Raw genomic sequence first — 17246 nt, 5'->3', positions numbered from 1 at the left:
CCGACGGAGCGTCACGGCCCGTACGACGGAACGACGGAAGGGGGGCGGCCTCAGGGCCGCCCCCCTTCCGTCGTTCCGTCGTGTGCCGCCTACTTGTAGTAGGACATGGCCTCCTCGACCGTCACGACCTGGATGTCCCGGTCGGCGATCTCCTGCATCAGCGTGGTGAGCCCCGCCGTGCCGATCTCCGTGCTGGTCTTCGGCGCACCCTCGACGATCTTGTGCAGGCACAGGATGAGCCAGTCGCCGCTGTCCGCGCACCGGTCCAGCTTGCCCCCGGCGTCGGTCAGCTTGGACAGGTTCGTGCCGCCGATGCCCGTGCCGTCCGTGATGCCCGTCAGGGACTTCAGGCGCAGCGGGTTGGCGGGGGCGAAGGACTCGATCGTCTCGGAGATGATCGAGCGGGCCGTGGTGAAGTGCCGGCTCGCGATCAGGTCCACCGGGACGCCGTCGGAGGTCTTCTGGAACGCGCCGTGCGGATACGCGAAGTGCTCGCTGGTGAAGCCGTTGGACACCAGCCACTCGCGCAGCTTGCGGAAGTCCTCGTCGGCCTGTTCCGCCGTCAGCTTGGGATAGCTCGCGGAGTGCGTGGCGTTGGCGTAGGCGTGGCCGCCCATCTCCCAGCCGGAGTAGTTCTGCATCGAGCGCATCTGCTCGACCGACATGAAACTGCCGGTGCCGATCGCGTCGGCGATGTTGTACGACGTGCCCGGGAAGCCGAAGGAGTCCATGACCGGCCGGGCCAGGTCGTGGATCGACTTGTGGGAGTCGTCGAAGGTGATGGAGACGACGCCCTTGGGGAAGGTGTCGGCGGTGTCCGGTATCAGCTCCACCGCCTGCAGCCGGTAGGTCACCGGCCCGCCCGCGTTGTCGTACACGGCGAAGGACATGTCGGTGAAACCGGTCCGCGTGGACGGCTTGCCGGACGCCGAGATGCTGTACTCCCCGGCCGCGGCGCTGACGTCGGCCCACTGCAGGTGGACGGTGACCCACTCACCGGACTGCACGTAGTTAGCCGCGGTCCTGGAATGGGCGTGGAAGGTCCAGGCGAAGTGGTTCTTCAGCGAGCCGCTGCCCAGGTAGAAGACCATCTTGGCGAGGTTGCCGACGTCGTCGACGCGGAACAGCAGCCGGATCATCTTGCCGCTCAGGTCCATCGCGTCCATGCCCGACCGGCGGACGTAGGACTGCTTGCCGCTGCCGTTGGTGGTCACCCGCACGGCCTGCGTGCCGCGCACGAACTGCGAGGAGTCGTTGGCCTCGGCGGACTGGGTGCCCGCGCCGCCCGCGCTCCAGCGGTGCGACTTCTGGAACTGCTCGGACCAGGTGGCCCGGCGGTGCCTGGGCCCGCGGCCCGAAGGGGCATACGGGGGAGGCGTGCTGAGCCCGCCGATGGCCCCCTCGGCCGCCGGTGCGGCGGCCGGCTGCGCGGCCACGTTCCCCAGCCAGGCACCTCCGCCCGCCATGGCGACGCCGCCGGCACCGCCCATGAACAGCGCGGCACGACGGCTCACCACCGGTCGCTCCGTCTTGGCAGCGCGGCCGTGCCCGCTGGACCTCCTCTTTCCCACTCAGGACCCCCGGACCGTGTCGAAGTAGTTCATCCCCCTGCCGGTGAAGTCCTCGACCTGGGTCTGGACCTCCTCGGCGGACAGGGTTTCGTTCGCGTTGTAGTAGAGCCAGTCGACCTTCATGTCCCAGGCCCGTTCGCCCTTGAACGGCAGGTCGATGAACCAGTGGTTGAAGTTCACCGACATGTCCGAGCGGGGGGCGTACTTCCCGCTGCTGGTGAAGAGCTTCTTGCCGTCGAGCCAGTACGCGACGACGCCGTCCTTCACCCGGATCATCACGGTGTGCCACTCGTCGAGGCTCTTGTTGGTCGTCTCGTAGACCCGGTCGTTGGTCTTGTGGTCGTACCAGGTCACGGTGTCCAGCTTGGGACCGGGACGGCCCCAGCCGCCGTTCGGCATGTACTCGTTGTCCAGTTCGCTGTACTTCGAGCCTTTGCCGCCGATGGTGTAGAAGGTCTGGTTGACGTGGTCGCCCGCCTCGCCGGTGGTCGGCTTGTCGCTGAAGCGCATGCGGGCCGCGTACGTGCCCTCACGGAACTTGCTCGCGGCCGTCCCCAGGCTGGCCTGCTTGGTGCCCGCCTCGGTGCCGTCGGTGCTGGCGCGCAACTGGAGGACCTGACCGCCCTCCAGGGCCTCCTCGTCGCCGGGGAAGGTGACGCCGTCGGCCGACCAGGTGCTCTCGATGCCGGGGCCGCCCTTGCTGGTGCGGACCAGCCAGCCGTGCTTGAACAGGGCCGGATCCTTGGCGCCGAGGTAGTCGAAGGTGTCGAACAGCACGCCCTCCGGCGCGGCCGGCAGCGGTTCGTGGCCGGCGTTCACCGTCGCCTTCTTCTTGTTGGCGTCCTGCGGCTTGGTCCCGTCCGGTTCCTCGCCCCAGGCGAGCACGCCCTTGTGGTAGGCGGTGATCGTCTCCGACTCCTGGTAGCTGGTCTTCTCCGCGTCGAAGGAGCGGTCGTCGGACTGCTTCAGCTTCTTGTGGTCGGTGCGGAACAGCTGGACGTCGATGCCCTTGCTGTTGTCCCCGGCCTTCAGCGTCCCGGCGGCCTCGGTGAAGCGCAGCTCCAGATAGCGGTCGGCGGTGTCGGTGGGCTTGTCCATCTCCACCACGCGCCCGGCCAGGTTGGAGCAGCCGTGGACCGTGTTGACGCAGTTGAAGGCGTACGAGGCGGAGTCGTCGGCGGTGAAGTAGTACCGGAGCGTGATGTCGCTCAACGGCACCGGCTTGTCGGTCTTGTTGAAGACCTCCAGCGACGGCTTGGCCACGGCGGCGGTGGCAGGGGTGTCCGTGCGGTAGCGCACGAGCAGGTCCGGCGGGTCCGGGTTCGCGGCCTTCCAGACGGGATAGAGCGCCGTGGCGCCGGCGCCGAGCACGGCCACGATCAGCAGCAGCCGTATCTTCGGCCAAACCCGGCGGCGGGGTGGGCGGCGGCGGGTCGTCGCCACGGCACCTCCTCAGACAGAACAACAACACGCTCCCGCGGGCCCGGCGGAGTGCCGGGGGGCGAGAGCAGTGCAAACAAGTGGTCGGATCGTGTGGAGATCCTATCGGTACGCGTGTGACGAAAGGGGGCGGGTCGCACGGATCGTTACCGTGCGCCCGCCCCCTTCGTGTGGGACGGCTCAGAGGCCCGTCGCTACGCCGGGACGCTCGCGACGCCCGGGGCGAGGAACCGCTTGCCGTTGACCCGCTCGGAGACGCCCTCGCGGTCCAGGTACGGCGTGATGCCGCCCAGGTGGAACGGCCAGCCGGCGCCCGTGATCAGGCACAGGTCGATGTCCTGCGCCTCGGCGACGACGCCCTCGTCGAGCATGAGCCCGATCTCCTGCGCCACCGCGTCCAGCACCCGCGCCCGCACCTGCTCCTCGGTGAGGACGGTGTCCCCCTGCTTCAGCAGCGCGGCGACCTCCGGGTCCAGCTCCGGCTTGCCGCTGTCGTAGACGTAGAAGCCGCGCTTGCCGGCCTCGACGACCCGCTTGAGGTTCGGGGAGACAGTGAAGCGCTCCGGGAAGGCCCGGTTGAGCGTCTCGGAGACGTGCAGACCGATCGCCGGCCCGACCAGCTCCAGCAGCACCAGCGGGGACATCGGCAGACCGAGCGGCTCGACGGCCTTCTCGGCGACCTCGACCGGGGTGCCCTCGTCGATGACGTTCTGGATCTCGCCCATGAAGCGGGTCAGGATGCGGTTCACCACGAACGCCGGGGCGTCCTTGACGAGCACCGCGGTCTTCTTCAGCTTCTTGGCGACACCGAACGCCGTGGCCAGCGAGGCGTCGTCGGTCTGCTCGCCGCGCACGATCTCCAGCAGCGGCAGCACCGCGACCGGGTTGAAGAAGTGGAAGCCGACGACCCGCTCGGGGTGCTTCAGCTTCGACGCCATCTCGGAGACGGACAGCGAGGAGGTGTTGGTGGCGAGGATCGCGTGCGCCGGGGCGACCGCCTCGACCTCGGCGAACACCTGCTGCTTGACGCCCATCTCCTCGAACACGGCCTCGATGACGAAGTCCGCGTCCGCGAAGCCTTCGGCCTTGTCCAGCACACCGGTCACCAGGGCCTTGAGGCGGTTGGCCTTGTCCTGGTTGATCCGGCCCTTGCCGAGCAGCTTGTCGATCTCGGCGTGGACGTAGCCGACGCCCTTGTCGATGCGCTCCTGGTCGATGTCGGTCAGCACGACCGGCACCTCCAGGCGGCGCAGGAACAGCAGCGCGAGCTGGGAGGCCATCAGACCGGCGCCGACGACACCGACCTTGGTGACCGGGCGGGCCAGGCTCTTGTCCGGGGCGCCGGCGGGGCGCTTGCCGCGCTTCTGCACCAGGTTGAACGCGTAGATGCCGGACCGCAGTTCGCCGCCCATGATCAGGTCGGCGAGCGCCTGGTCCTCGGCGTCGTAGCCCTTCTGCAGGTGACCGTCCTTGGCGGCGGCGATGATGTCCAGGGCGCGGTAGGCGGCCGGGGCGGCGCCGTGCACCTTGGAGTCCGCGATCGCGCGGCCCCGGGCGACGGCCTGGTCCCAGCCCTCGCCGCGGTCGATCACCGGGCGCTCGACCGCGATCTCGCCCTTGAGGACGGCCGCGGTCCAGATCAGCGACTGCTCCAGGAAGTCCGCGCCCTCGAAGATCGCGTCGGCGATGCCGAGTTCGTGGACCTGCTTGCCCTTGAGCTGCTTGTTCTGGTTCAGGCTGTTCTCGATGATCACCGAGACGGCCTTGTCGGCGCCGATCAGGTTCGGCAGCAGCGTGCAGCCGCCCCAGCCCGGCACCAGACCGAGGAAGACCTCGGGCAGGGAGAACGCGGGCAGCGCCGCGGACACCGTGCGGTAGGTGCAGTGCAGACCGACCTCGACGCCACCGCCCATGGAGGCGCCGTTGTAGTACGCGAAGGTCGGCACGGCCAGCTTCGACAGCCGCTTGAAGACGTCGTGGCCGCCCTTGCCGATGGCGAGCGCGTGCTCGTGGCGCTTCAGCAGCTCGACGCCCTTGAGGTCGGCGCCGACCGCGAAGATGAACGGCTTGCCGGTGACGCCGACGCCGACGATGCCGCCGTCCGCGGCCTCCTTCTCGACCTGGTCGATCGCGGCGTCGATGTTCGCCAGCGACTGCGGGCCGAGCGTGGTCGGCTTGGTGTGGTCGTGACCGTTGTCCAGCGTGATCAGCGCGAACCGGCCCGCGCCCAGCGGCAGGTCGAAGTGGCGTACGTGCGCCTGGGTGACGACCTCGCCGGGGAACAGCTCGGCCGCACCCTTCAGAAGCTCTGCGGTGGTGCTCACTTGTCCCCCTCGAAGTGCGGGTTCTCCCAGATGACCGTGGCGCCCATGCCGAAGCCGACGCACATGGTGGTGAGGCCGTAGCGGACCTGCGGCTGCTCCTCGAACTGCCGGGCCAGCTGCGTCATCAGCCGGACACCGGAGGAGGCCAGCGGGTGGCCGAAGGCGATGGCGCCGCCGTACTGGTTGACGCGGGCGTCGTCGTCGGCGATGCCGTAGTGCTCCAGGAACGCGAGGACCTGGACGGCGAAGGCCTCGTTGATCTCGAACAGGCCGATGTCGGAGATCGACAGCCCGGCCTGGGCGAGGGCCTTCTCCGTGGCCGGGATCGGGCCGTAGCCCATGACCTCCGGCTCGACGCCCGCGAAGGCGTAGGAGACCAGGCGCATCTTCACCGGCAGGTCGTGCTCGCGGGCGAAGTCCTCGGAGGCGATGAGGGAGGCGGTGGCGCCGTCGTTCAGACCGGCCGCGTTGCCCGCGGTGACCCGGCCGTGCACGCGGAACGGCGTCTTCAGGCCCGCCAGGTTCTCCAGCGTGGTGCCCGGACGCATCGGCTCGTCGGCGGTGACCAGGCCCCAGCCGGTCTCACCGGCCTCCTCGTTGGTACGGCGCACCGAGACCGGCACCAGGTCGGCCTGGATCTTGCCGTTGGCGTACGCCTTGGCGGCCTTCTCCTGCGAGCGGACCGCGTACTCGTCGGCGCGCTGCTTGGTGATGCTCGGGTAGCGGTCGTGCAGGTTCTCCGCGGTCATGCCCATGAACAGGGCGGACTCGTCGACCAGCTTCTCGGAGACGAACCGCGGGTTGGGGTCGACGCCCTCGCCCATCGGGTGGCGGCCCATGTGCTCGACACCGCCCGCGATGGCGACGTCGTACGCGCCGAAGGCGACCGAACCGGCCACCGTGGTGACGGCGGTCAGGGCGCCGGCACACATGCGGTCGATGGAGTACCCGGGGACCGAGGTGGGCAGGCCGGCCAGGATCCCGGCCGTGCGGCCGATGGTCAGGCCCTGGTCACCGATCTGCGTGGTCGCGGCGACGGCGACCTCGTCGATCTTCTTCGGGTCGAGACCGGGGTTGCGGCGCAGCAGCTCCCGGATCGCCTTCACGACGAGGTCGTCGGCACGGGTTTCGTGGTAGATGCCCTTCGGGCCCGCCTTGCCGAACGGGGTGCGGACGCCGTCGACGAAGACGACGTCCCTGACGGTACGAGGCACGATGGCTCTCCTCCAGGGTGCGGGATGGCACTGCTGCGGCACGCCAGCACTGAGCGCGCGCTCAGGCCCATGCTACTTGTGGGTAACGTAGCTGCCCAGTCCCGCCGCTCCAAGCGGCGAAGGTCACACCCGCCCGGCCCACCGGGCCGGGGCCCCGGCGGGCCCCTGCGGTGCCTACGCCTGCTTCGTCCGCAGCGCGTCCACCAGCACCGGCGTCACCAGCTCCACCTGCCACGGACGGGCGCCGTGGCCGGCCAGCGCGGCGGCCACCGACTCGGCGTCCACGTCGGACGGGGGCTCCCAGCACACCCGGCGCACCGTGTCCGGCGTGATCAGGTTCTCCTGCGGCATGTTCAGCCGCTCGGCCAGCGCCGTCACGCCCGCCCGCGCTGCGGACAGGCGGGCCGCGGCGGCCGGGTCCTTCTCGGCCCAGGCGCGCGGCGGCGGGGGACCGGTCACCGGCTGGCCCGGCTGGGGCAGCTGGTGCTCGCTCAGCGACCTCGCCCGGTCCACGGCCGCCTGCCACTGCTCCAGCTGGCGTCTGCTGGTGCGCTGCCCGAAGCCGTTCAGCGCGCCCAGCGCCTGGGCGTCGGCGGGCAGGGCGAGGGCGGCCTCCACGATGGCCGCGTCCGAGAGCACCTTGCCGGGCGAGACGTCCCGCCGCCGGGCGATCCGGTCCCGGGCCAGCCACAGCTCGCGCACCACGGCCATCTGACGGCGCCTGCGCACCTTGTGCATCCCGGAGGTGCGCCGCCAGGGGTCCTTGCGCGGCTCGGGCGGGGGAGCGGAGGCGATCGCGTCGAACTCCTGCCGGGCCCACTCCAGCTTGCCCTGGCGGTCCAGCTCCTTCTCCAGCGCGTCGCGCAGGTCGACCAGCAGCTCCACGTCGAGGGCGGCGTAGCGCAGCCAGGGCTCGGGCAGCGGCCGGGTGGACCAGTCGACGGCGGAGTGGCCCTTCTCCAGGACGTAGCCGAGCACGTTCTCCACCATCGCGCCGAGGCCGACCCGGGGGAAGCCGGCCAGGCGCCCGGCCAGCTCGGTGTCGAAGAGGCCGGTCGGCCGCATCCCTATCTCGCGCAGGCAGGGGAGGTCCTGGGTGGCGGCGTGCAGCACCCACTCGACGCCGGTCAGTCCTTCGCCCAGGCCGGAGAGGTCGGGGCAGGCCACGGGGTCGATCAGCGCGGTCCCGGCGCCGTCGCGGCGCAGCTGGACCAGATAGGCGCGCTGGCCGTACCGGTAGCCGGAGGCGCGCTCGGCGTCCACGGCGACCGGACCGCTGCCGGACGCGAAGGCGGCGACCACGTCGGCCAGCGCGGTCTGGTCCGCGACGACGGGCGGGATGCCCTCCCGTGGTTCGAGCAAGGGTGTCGGCGCCTCCGTAGCAGAAGAATTGCCGTCGTCCGGAGGAGCGCCTCCGGTGGTTCGCAGTGAGCTGTCTGCTGCGGTGTCGTGGGCGTCGGTCACCTGTCAAGAGTATCGGTGCCACGAGGGCGCCCGCCGACGGAACGTTCCGTCGGCGGGCGCCAGGGTCGTGATCCGGTCGGGGCGGGGGGTCGGGACGGGCGGGGAGAACGGGGAACGGCGGGGGACGGGACCGGGAGGAGCGGAAGGGGACGGCCGGGGTCAGTGGATGATGCCGGTGCGCAGGGCCACGGCCACCATGCCCGCGCGGTCACCGGTGCCCAGCTTGCGGGCGATGCGGGCGAGGTGGCTCTTGACGGTCAGCGCGGACAGGCCCATCGAGACGCCGATCGCCTTGTTGGACTGGCCCTCCGCCACCAGTCGCAGCACCTCGACCTCACGGCCGGACAGCTCGCGGTAGCCGCCCGGGTGGCTCGGGGCACCCGGGGGGCGGCGGTGCAGACGGGCCGCGGCGGCACCGATGGGGGCGGCACCGGGCCGGGTGGGGAGCCCGAGGTTGGTGCGGGTGCCGGTGACGACGTAGCCCTTCACTCCGCCGGCCAGCGCGTTGCGCACGGCGCCGATGTCGTCGGCGGCGGACAGGGCCAGCCCGTTGGGCCAGCCCGCGGCGCGGGTCTCGGACAGGAGGGTGAGGCCGGAACCGTCCGGCAGATGGACTTCGGCGACGCAGATGTCGCGGGGGTTGCCGATGCGGGGACGAGCCTCCGCGACGGACGAGGCCTCGATCACGTCGCGTACACCGAGCGCCCACAGGTGGCGGGTGACGGTGGAACGCACGCGGGGGTCGGCCACGACCACCATGGCGGTCGGCTTGTTCGGGCGGTAGGCGACCAGGCTTGCGGGCTGCTCGAGGAGAACGGACACCAGGCCTCCTGGGGTGCGGGACGGGGCCGGCTCGTGGGGGGTGAAGCCGGGACGAACCGTGCTTTCAAGGTCACAGTCGTCTTCGGCATCGAACCCGGTCTCCTTTAGAAAATGATCACTTTTCAGTGAGTAACAATCCGTGCAATTCGGACACACTGTCGATCATTCGAAGATCGAACGGTTTCGGACGGCGTCGCAACGCTTCCGAAAGTGGCCGTATCGACAAAGTGACGCGCGGCAGGCCGGGCCGGGTCCACCGCCGGACGCGGGGGCCGGGGAGCCCCGTGGGGACCTCAGCGCGACTGCGGACCCCGCCGCTGCGGGAGCGTCACCACGGACGCGTCCCCGGGCGCCGCCGGCGGCAGGCCCGCCACCTGCGCCAGCAGGTCGCACCACGACACCAGGTGGGTCGCCGTGTCCGGCACCCCGCCCAGCCCCTCCCGGGGCGTCCACGAGGCACGGATCTCGATCTGCGAGGCCGACGGGCGCTCGGACAGCCCGCCGAAGTAGTGCGAGCCCGCGCGCGTGACGGTGCCGCTCGCCTCGCCGTACGACAGGCCGCGCGCGGACAGCGCCCCCGTCAGCCAGGACCAGCACACCTCGGGCAGCAGGGGGTCCGCCGCCATCTCCGGCTCCAGGTCGGCGCGCACCAGCGTCACCAGCCGGAAGGAACCCCGCCAGGCGTCGTGCCCCGCCGGGTCGTACAGCAGCACCAGCCGGCCGTCGGCCAGGTCCTCGTCCCCGTCGACGACCGCCGCCTCCAGCGCGTACGCGAAGGGCGCCAGCCGCTTCGGCGGGGGCGTAGGGTCGATCTCGATCTGCGGCCGCAGCCGCGCGTTCCGCAATGCCTCCACCGCCGACCGGAAGGGTGGGGGGAGCGCGCCCTCCTGCCCGAGGTCGCCCTCGGTGCCCTTCGGTTCGTCCATTCCGCCAGCGCCGTCCGACAGTCGTCCCTGAGCCGCAGCCATGCGGGGAAGATTAAGGGGAAGCGGGCCCCGGCGCAGGGAGGGACACCCGCCCCGCGGGACGCTGTCCGGATCATGGTGAGCGACCGGGCGGCGACCGGTCGGCAACGGGGGGAGCGGGCGGGCGGCGACCGGGGGAGCGGGCGGGCGCGTGACCCCCGCCACCCGGGACGCCCGGCGGCCGCCGGTCCCCCGCGACATGCGAGACTTGCCGGTGTGAGTGCCAACCTGAGCCCGATGGGCGACCAGCCGACTTCGACGTACGACAGTGCCTTCCTCAAGGCGTGCCGGCGTGAGCCGGTGCCGCACACCCCGGTGTGGTTCATGCGGCAGGCCGGGCGCTCACTGCCCGAGTACCGCAAGGTGCGCGAGGGCATCGGGATGCTCGAGTCCTGCATGCGCCCCGACCTGGTCACCGAGATCACGCTGCAGCCGGTGCGCCGCCACCACGTCGACGCGGCGATCTTCTTCAGCGACATCGTCGTGCCGCTCAAGGCCATCGGCATCGACCTCGACATCAAGCCCGGCGTCGGCCCGGTCGTCGAGCAGCCGGTCCGCACCCGCGCCGACCTCGACCGGCTGCGCGACCTCACGCCGGAGGACGTGCCCTACGTCACCGAGGCGATCGGCCAGCTCACCCGCGAGCTCGGCAGCACCCCGCTGATCGGCTTCGCCGGAGCGCCGTTCACCCTGGCGAGCTACCTCATCGAGGGCGGCCCGTCCCGCACCTACGAGAACGCCAAGGCGATCATGTACGGCGACCCGGAGCTCTGGGCCGACCTGCTCGACCGCCTCGCCGCCATCACGACCGCCTTCCTGGAGGTCCAGATCGCGGCCGGCGCCTCCGCCGTCCAGCTGTTCGACTCCTGGGCCGGCGCGCTCGCCCCGGCCGACTACCGCCGCTCGGTGCTGCCCGCCTCGGCGAAGGTCCTCGACGCGGTCGCCCACCACGGCATCCCCCGCATCCACTTCGGCGTCGGCACCGGCGAGCTCCTCGGCCCGATGGGCGAGGCCGGCGCGGACGTCGTCGGCGTCGACTGGCGCGTCCCGATGGACGAGGCCGCCCGCCGCGTCGGCCCCGGCAAGGCGCTCCAGGGCAACCTCGACCCGACCGTGCTGTTCGCCGGGCGGGAGGCCGTCGAGGCGAAGACCCGCGAGGTCCTCGCCCAGGCCGAGGGCCTGGAGGGCCACATCTTCAACCTCGGCCACGGCGTCATGCCGAACACCGACCCCGACGCCCTGACCCGCCTGGTCGACCACGTCCACACGGCGACGGCCCGCTAGGGCCTCTCGCTCGGCACACGGCACGCCCCCGCTCCCGCGCCTCCGCGCGCGCCGGACGCGGGGGTGTGCCGTCCGCGTCCCCCCCAACTCCCCCTGGCGCACGGTGACTCGGGAACCAGGAGGTCTCGTGGCCGGGTGGGCCCGCCGGTGTACGGTGCCGTCCGACGGACGGAGTGAACGCATGAGCGAGCGCAGGGACGAACCGAGCGAGGTGCTCGACAGCCCCACCGGCTGGGTGGCCGGCCATGTACGCCGGTACGTGGAGAGCGACGGTGCCCGCGGACACATCTGGTACGGGAAGCCGACGCTGCTCCTCACCACCCGGGGACGCCGGTCCGGCGTCCTGCGGCGCACCGGGCTGATCTACGGGGAGGACGCGGGCAACTACGTCGTCGTCGGCTCCAACGGCGGATCCGACCGGCACCCCCACTGGTACCTCAACGCGCTGGCCGAGCCCCGGGTGCGGGTGCAGGTGGCCGCGGAGTCCTTCGACGCGGTCGCCAGGGAGGCGGAGGGGGAGGAACGGGACCGCCTGTGGGAGGCGATGGCCGTGATCTTCCCGCAGTACCTGAGCTACCGGAAGCAGACCGACCGGCGGATGCCCGTCGTCGTGCTGGAGCCGCGGCGGTCCGCCGGGCAGTGACGGCCTCAGCGCGCCCGGCGTCCGAAGAGGATGCCCGGGGGTTCCGGGGGCGGTGGCGTGCCGGGTTTCAGGGGCCAGGCCAGGAGCATGCCGACGACGAACCCGGCGACGTGCGCCACGTAGGCGACGGTGACGGTCGCGGAGACGCCCTGGCCGGCGGAGTAGAGGGCCTGGAGGACGAACCAGGACCCCAGGACGATCCAGGCCGGCAGCCGCAGCGGCAGGAAGATCAGGAAGGGCACGAGGACCCACACGCGCGCCCTCGGATACAGCACCAGGTAGGCGCCGAGAACCCCCGCCACCGCCCCCGAGGCGCCCACCAGGGGGTCGTCCGAGCCCGCGTAGAGCAGGGCGAAGGAATAGGACGCCGCGTAGCCGCAGACGACGTAGAACAGCAGGTACCGCACGTGTCCCATGCGGTCCTCGACGTTGTTGCCGAAGATCCACAGGAAGAGCATGTTGCCCAGCAGGTGCAGCCAGCCGCCGTGCAGGAACATCGACGTCAGCACGCTCAGCTCGGGCGACTTGGTGTAGCCGGGCGGGCCGATCACGCAGCCCGGCCCCTGGGGTCCCACGCCGGTGTCGCCGGTGGGGACCAGGTTCGGCAACCGGTGGTGGATCAGCTCGCGCGGCACGAGCGCCCACTGGTCCAGGAACGCCTGGAGACGGCAGAACTGGGCCAGCCCGCCCTCGCCGAGCGCGCCGGGCGTGAGGAACACGAAGACGACGACATTGGCGGCGATCAGCGCGTAGGTGACCCACGCGGTGCGCCGGGCGGGGTTCACGTCATGGACGGGGATGACCACATCCCACCTGTGCCCGGACGGCGACGTGCGAATCCGGCCCGGCGCTGAACACCGCCGTCCGGCGGTGCGTATCCCTCCTCAACCGCCCGCGGCGCGGGGAAGGGGCCGTGGGGCCGACGTGAGGAACAGACGATGAACGACCGTGGTACGGCTGCGATGCACGCGTTGCCCGACGGCGAGGCGGAGCTCACGCTCGTGGTGCGGCTGCCCTGGGAGGACGTGGCGCGGCTCGGCCAGGAGGCGGGGCGGCTGGCCGCGCAGATGCAGCGGCCGGTGACCCTGGACGAGGCGGTCGGCCACCGCCTGCGCTCCGCGCGGGCCGCCGCCGCGCACGCCAAGCCTGCAGGGGAGCAGCCGCCGCCGGCCGTGCCCGCCGGGACGGCCGGGGCGCCGGTGTCGTCGGCCTCGGTGTCCTCGCTGCCGTCCCGGCCGCCGTCGGAGCAGGCCCGGCAGGCCATCGAACGCATCAACGGCTCCGCCTGAGCCTCTCCGGGCGCCCCTCGTCCGAATCAGGCCGGTCACCGGCCCCCGCCCCGCCCCTCACCGGCCCCCGCCGGGCTCCCGGCCCGCCGCACCCCGGTCCGTGGGGCCGCTGCGGGGCGGCGGCCGACCGGAGCAGGGCGTCCGGGGCGTCGTCGTCACCGGCCGGCGGCGCGCAGCTTCGACGTGGCCTTGCGGGCCGCCACCTGCACCGGGTCCCACGTCGGGGAGAACGGCGGGGCGTAGCCGAGGTCGAGGGCGGTGATCTGCTCCACCGTCATCCCGGCCGTCAGGGCGACCGCCGCGGTGTCCACCCGCTTGCCCGCGCCCTCGCGGCCGACGATCTGCACGCCGAGCAGGCGGCCGGTGCGCCGCTCGGCGAGCATCTTCACGGTCATGGGGGAGGCGCCCGGGTAGTAGCCCGCCCGGCTGGTCGACTCGACGGTGACCGCCTCGAACCGCAGCCCCACCCGCAGGGCGTCCTTCTCGCGCAGACCGGTGCGCGCGATCTCCAGGTCGCAGACCTTGCTGACCGCCGTCCCCACCACACCGGGGAACGTCGCGTAGTCGCCGCCCGCGTTGGCGCCGATGATCTGGCCGTGCTTGTTGGCGTGCGTGCCCAGCGGGATGTGCCGTTCCTGGCCGGAGACCAGGTCGAGCACCTCCACACAGTCGCCGCCCGCCCAGATGTTCTCCTGGCCGCGCACCCGCAGGGACCGGTCGGTGAGGAGCCCGCCGTGCTCGCCCAGGGGCAGGCCCGCCGCCCGCGCGAGGCCCGTCTCCGGCCGGACGCCCATCCCCAGCACGACGACGTCCGCCGGGAACTCGGCGTCCCCGGTGGTGACCGCCCGCACCGAGCCGTCCCCGCCGGTGAGCAGCCCGGTCACCTCGGCGTCGTTGACCATGGTGATGCCCATGCCCTCCATGGCCCGGCCCACCAGCTCCCCCATGTCCGGGTCGAGGGTGGCCATGGGCTGCCGGCCGCGGTTGACGACCGTCACCTCGTAGCCCCGTTTGATCATGGCCTCGGCCATCTCGACGCCGATGTATCCGGCACCGACCACCACCGCGCGGCGGCCGCGTGTGCGGGACAGGGTGTCGAGCAGCGCCTGCCCGTCGTCGAGGGTCTGCACCCCGTGCACGCCGGGGGCGTCGATGCCGGGCAGGTCCGGACGGACCGGCCGGGCACCCGTCGCGATCACCAGCTTGTCGTACGAAGTCCAGGACTCCGCCCCGGAGTCCACGTCCCGCGCGCGCACGCGCCCCCCGGCGACGTCGATCTCCGTGACCTCGGTGCGCATCCGCAGGCCGATGTCCCGCGCGCGGTGCTCGTCGGCGGTGCGGGCGATGAGCCGGTCGCGTTCCGGCACGTCACCGCTGACCCAGTACGGGATGCCGCACGCCGAGTAGGAGGTGAAGTGGCCGCGTTCGAACGCCACGATCTCCAGCTCGTCCGGGCCCTTCAAGCGGCGGGCCTGGGACGCCGCGGACATTCCCGCGGCGTCCCCGCCGATCACGACCATCCGTTCGCGCGCACCGCGCCCCTGACTCGTGTTCATGCCCCCACGCTACGGGGACCCGAGCGCGCGCCGGGCCGCCGGTTCAGTCCTCGTCGCCGGGCCGCTGAGGCTCGCCGCCCGGGCGGGTGACCGGCGGCGCCGTCGGGAGCGGACCCGGGACGCCGGGGGCGGCGGGCGCGGGACGCGGGCGGCGCCGCAGGAGCGGACGGACGGCCTTGCGCCACAGCAGCGCGAGCAGCGCGGCCATCACGGCGAACGGCAGAACGGCGCCCAGCCCGACGGTGATCCAGCGCAGCAGGGTGAGGAACGCCTTCCAGCCGCCCGCGAGCGCGTCCAGGAAGCCGGGGTCGTCGTCCTCGCCGGCCTCCTCCTGCACGGGCTTCTCGGACAGGGTCAGGGTGAGGGTGGCCAGGCTGGTGCGGTCCTTCAGGGACTCCTGCTGCGCGAGCAGGGCCTCCAGGTCGGCCTGACGGGTGCTCAGCTCGCCCTCCAGGGTGACCACGTCGCTCAGCTTCGTGGCCCGGTCCATCAGCTCCCGCACCCGCGCCACGCTGGCGCGCTGGGTCTTGATCCGGCTCTCCACGTCGACCACCTGACCGGTGACGTCCTCCGCCTTCGCGGTGCGCCGCACCAGGGTGCCGGTGCCCTCCAGTCCGGACAGCACCTCGGCGTACTCGGCGACCGGCACGCGCAGCACCACGCGCGTGTGCTCGTGGCCGTCGCCGTCCCGGTTCGTGGTCTCGTCGCCGATGTAGCCGCCCGCGTTCTCGGTGGTGGTGCGGACCTCCTCCAGCGCCTTCGGGACGTCCTCGACCCGGACCGTCAGGGACGCCGTGCGGATGACGTGGCTCGCGGCGGGCCGCGGCGGGGCCGCCGACCGCGCGGCCTCCGGGGAGCTCCCGGGCGCGCCCTGCTTCGCGTCCCCGGTCGCCGCCTGTTCGTCGGCGCCCGCGTCGGCCCGCGCCCCGGCGGCTCCGTCGGAAGCGGTCGCCCCGCTGTCGCTGCCGCCGCTGCATCCGGTGACGGCGAGGGCCGCGGCGAGCAGGACCCCGGCCAGGACGTGGGCCGGCCGTGCGGACGTGTGTATGCGCATCTGGGTTTTCCCCCCGGGTGGTGATCTCCGACGTTCCTTCGACGCCGCCGGGCCGCGAAACGTTTGCGGCGGACGGTCCCGAAGCGGTCACGGTCGGGACTCGGCAGGGCCACATGGCCCTGGCCGGGGAGCGTCCCGCGTCTGAGAGGGTGGAGGCATGAGCGCAACGAGTACCGGACCCCGGCAGCGGGTGGTCGTCGTCGGAGGGGGCATCGCCGGGCTGGCCGCCGCACACCGGCTCCAGGAGCGCGGTGCCCGCGTGACGGTGCTGGAGGCTTCCGGACGGGTCGGCGGCAAGCTGCTGCCGGGGGAGATCGCGGGTGCGCGCGTGGATCTCGGCGCCGAGTCGATGCTGGCCCGCCGCCCCGAGGCGGTGGCGCTCGCCCGCGAGGTGGGCCTCGCCGGCCGGCTGCGGCCGCCGGCCACCGCGACCGCCTCGCTGTGGACCCGCGGTGCCCTGCGCCCCATGCCCAAGGGGCACGTCATGGGCGTCCCCGGCACGGCCGCCGCCCTGGCCGGGGTGCTGTCCGACGAGGGCCTGGCCCGCATCGGGCGCGACGCGGACCTGCCGCGCACCGAGGTCGGCGAGGACGTCGCGGTCGGTGCGTACGTGGCCGCCCGGCTCGGCCGCGAGGTCGTGGACCGGCTGGTCGAGCCGCTGCTGGGCGGCGTGTACGCGGGCGACGCCTACCGGATCTCGATGCGGGCGGCGGTGCCGCAGCTGTTCGAGGCGGCCCGCACCCACACCTCGCTCACCGAGGGCGTCCGCGCGATCCAGGAGAGGGCCGCGGCCGCGCCCCGGACCGACCCGGTGTTCATGGGCATCGAGGGCGGGGTCGGCAGCCTCCCGCTCGCCGTCGCCGCGTCCCTGCGGTCCCGCGGCGCGGAGATCCGCACCGGGACGCCGGTCACCGGACTGCGCCGCGAGCCCGGCGGGGGCTGGCGGATCGTCACCGGCGACGAGCAGCTGACCGCCGACGCCGTCGTCGTCGCGGTGCCCGCGCCGGCCGCCGCCCGGCTGCTGCGCGGTGAGGCACCTGCGGCCGCCGCCGAACTGGCGGGCGTCGAGTACGCCTCCATGGCCCTGATCACCCTCGCCTTCCGCCGCGACGCCGCCGCCCTGCCCGACGGGAGCGGCTTCCTGGTGCCGCCGGTCGACGGCCGCACCGTCAAGGCCGCCACCTTCGCCTCGCAGAAGTGGGGCTGGATCGCCGCCGGGAACCCCGACGTGGCCGTGGTGCGCACCTCCGTCGGCCGGCACGGCGAGACGGAGATCCTGCGCCGCGACGACGCCGACCTCGTCGAGGTCTCCCGGCACGACCTGAAGGCCGCCACCGGCCTGGACGCCACGCCCGTGGCCACCCGGGTCACCCGGTGGGACGACGGCCTGCCCCAGTACCCCGTCGGCCACCACGCGCGCGTGGCGCGCGTCCGCGGACACCTCGCCGCCCTGCCCGGCCTCGCCGTGTGCGGGGCGGCCTACGACGGCGTCGGGATCCCCGCGTGCATCGCGAGCGCGCACACCGCCGCCGACCAGATCCTCGGTGACCCGCACGCCGTGCGGGACCTCACCGCCGCCCCGGTGCAGAGCCTCCACGCAGGAGCAGGAGAATGAGCAGT

The 17246-nt window shown here is 72.8% G+C and carries 14 protein-coding genes; 4 read left to right on the top strand and 10 right to left on the bottom strand.

Going from position 1 to position 17246, the window contains the following annotated elements; genetic code table 11:
• Positions 1–89: 89 nt before the first annotated feature.
• The 7 genes from ACIRPP_RS12325 to ACIRPP_RS12295 form a co-directional block, all read right to left on the bottom strand.
• Complete coding sequence (locus tag ACIRPP_RS12325) at positions 90–1514, bottom strand: polysaccharide deacetylase family protein (protein WP_403640780.1); 1425 nt, start codon at positions 1512–1514, stop codon at positions 90–92.
• Positions 1515–1571: 57 nt separating this feature from the next.
• A complete protein-coding gene (locus ACIRPP_RS12320; RefSeq protein WP_403640778.1) occupies positions 1572–3014 on the bottom strand; it encodes a cellulose binding domain-containing protein in 1443 nt (480 codons plus the stop codon).
• A gap of 191 nt (positions 3015–3205) precedes the next feature.
• Positions 3206–5335, bottom strand: coding sequence for a 3-hydroxyacyl-CoA dehydrogenase NAD-binding domain-containing protein (locus ACIRPP_RS12315; protein WP_403640775.1), 2130 nt, complete (start codon positions 5333–5335; stop codon positions 3206–3208).
• Positions 5332–6549, bottom strand: coding sequence for a thiolase family protein (locus tag ACIRPP_RS12310; RefSeq protein WP_403640772.1), 1218 nt, complete (start codon positions 6547–6549; stop codon positions 5332–5334). The genes ACIRPP_RS12315 and ACIRPP_RS12310 overlap by 4 nt, the downstream gene beginning before the upstream one ends.
• A 174-nt stretch (positions 6550–6723) precedes the next feature.
• Positions 6724–8013, bottom strand: a complete 1290-nt coding sequence (locus ACIRPP_RS12305; RefSeq protein ID WP_403640769.1) for an HRDC domain-containing protein — start codon at positions 8011–8013, stop codon at positions 6724–6726.
• 159 nt (positions 8014–8172) lie between these two features.
• Entirely contained in the window at positions 8173–8835 is a 663-nt protein-coding gene (locus ACIRPP_RS12300) for a response regulator transcription factor (protein WP_004923664.1), read from the bottom strand.
• Between the two features lie 293 nt (positions 8836–9128).
• Positions 9129–9761, bottom strand: a complete 633-nt coding sequence (locus ACIRPP_RS12295) for a DUF3000 domain-containing protein (protein ID WP_403640764.1) — start codon at positions 9759–9761, stop codon at positions 9129–9131.
• A gap of 255 nt (positions 9762–10016) precedes the next feature.
• On the opposite strand from ACIRPP_RS12295, the gene hemE reads away from it, so the two are divergent.
• Positions 10017–11084, top strand: coding sequence for a uroporphyrinogen decarboxylase (gene hemE / locus ACIRPP_RS12290; protein ID WP_403640761.1), 1068 nt, complete (start codon positions 10017–10019; stop codon positions 11082–11084).
• A 181-nt stretch (positions 11085–11265) separates the two neighbouring features.
• Complete coding sequence (locus tag ACIRPP_RS12285) at positions 11266–11727, top strand: nitroreductase family deazaflavin-dependent oxidoreductase (RefSeq protein ID WP_403640758.1); 462 nt, start codon at positions 11266–11268, stop codon at positions 11725–11727.
• Between the two features lie 5 nt (positions 11728–11732).
• Here the strand turns inward: ACIRPP_RS12285 and ACIRPP_RS12280 are convergent, their stop codons facing one another.
• Entirely contained in the window at positions 11733–12533 is an 801-nt protein-coding gene (locus ACIRPP_RS12280) for a rhomboid family intramembrane serine protease (protein WP_403640755.1), read from the bottom strand.
• 132 nt (positions 12534–12665) lie between these two features.
• Between ACIRPP_RS12280 and ACIRPP_RS12275 the strand changes: the two genes are divergently transcribed.
• Positions 12666–13016, top strand: coding sequence for a hypothetical protein (locus ACIRPP_RS12275; RefSeq protein ID WP_403640752.1), 351 nt, complete (start codon positions 12666–12668; stop codon positions 13014–13016).
• Between the two features lie 155 nt (positions 13017–13171).
• Here ACIRPP_RS12275 and ACIRPP_RS12270 read toward each other — a convergent pair whose 3' ends face one another.
• Complete coding sequence (locus ACIRPP_RS12270; protein WP_403640749.1) at positions 13172–14572, bottom strand: FAD-dependent oxidoreductase; 1401 nt, start codon at positions 14570–14572, stop codon at positions 13172–13174.
• A gap of 43 nt (positions 14573–14615) precedes the next feature.
• On the bottom strand, positions 14616–15626 hold the full coding sequence (locus ACIRPP_RS12265) for a DUF4349 domain-containing protein (protein ID WP_403640746.1): 1011 nt from the start codon (positions 15624–15626) through the stop codon (positions 14616–14618).
• Positions 15627–15783: 157 nt separating this feature from the next.
• On the opposite strand from ACIRPP_RS12265, the gene hemG reads away from it, so the two are divergent.
• Positions 15784–17241 carry a protoporphyrinogen oxidase gene (gene hemG, locus ACIRPP_RS12260; protein WP_403640743.1) on the top strand — a complete coding sequence of 486 codons (1458 nt, stop codon included), beginning with the start codon at positions 15784–15786 and terminating at the stop codon, positions 17239–17241.
• Positions 17242–17246: the final 5 nt, after the last annotated feature.

It is taken from the genome of Streptomyces sp. NPDC101219, assembly GCF_044767675.1.
Classification (GTDB): domain Bacteria; phylum Actinomycetota; class Actinomycetes; order Streptomycetales; family Streptomycetaceae; genus Streptomyces.
Note: the sequence above shows the minus strand (reverse complement) of the source record. Positions and strands in the feature narration are given on the sequence as shown.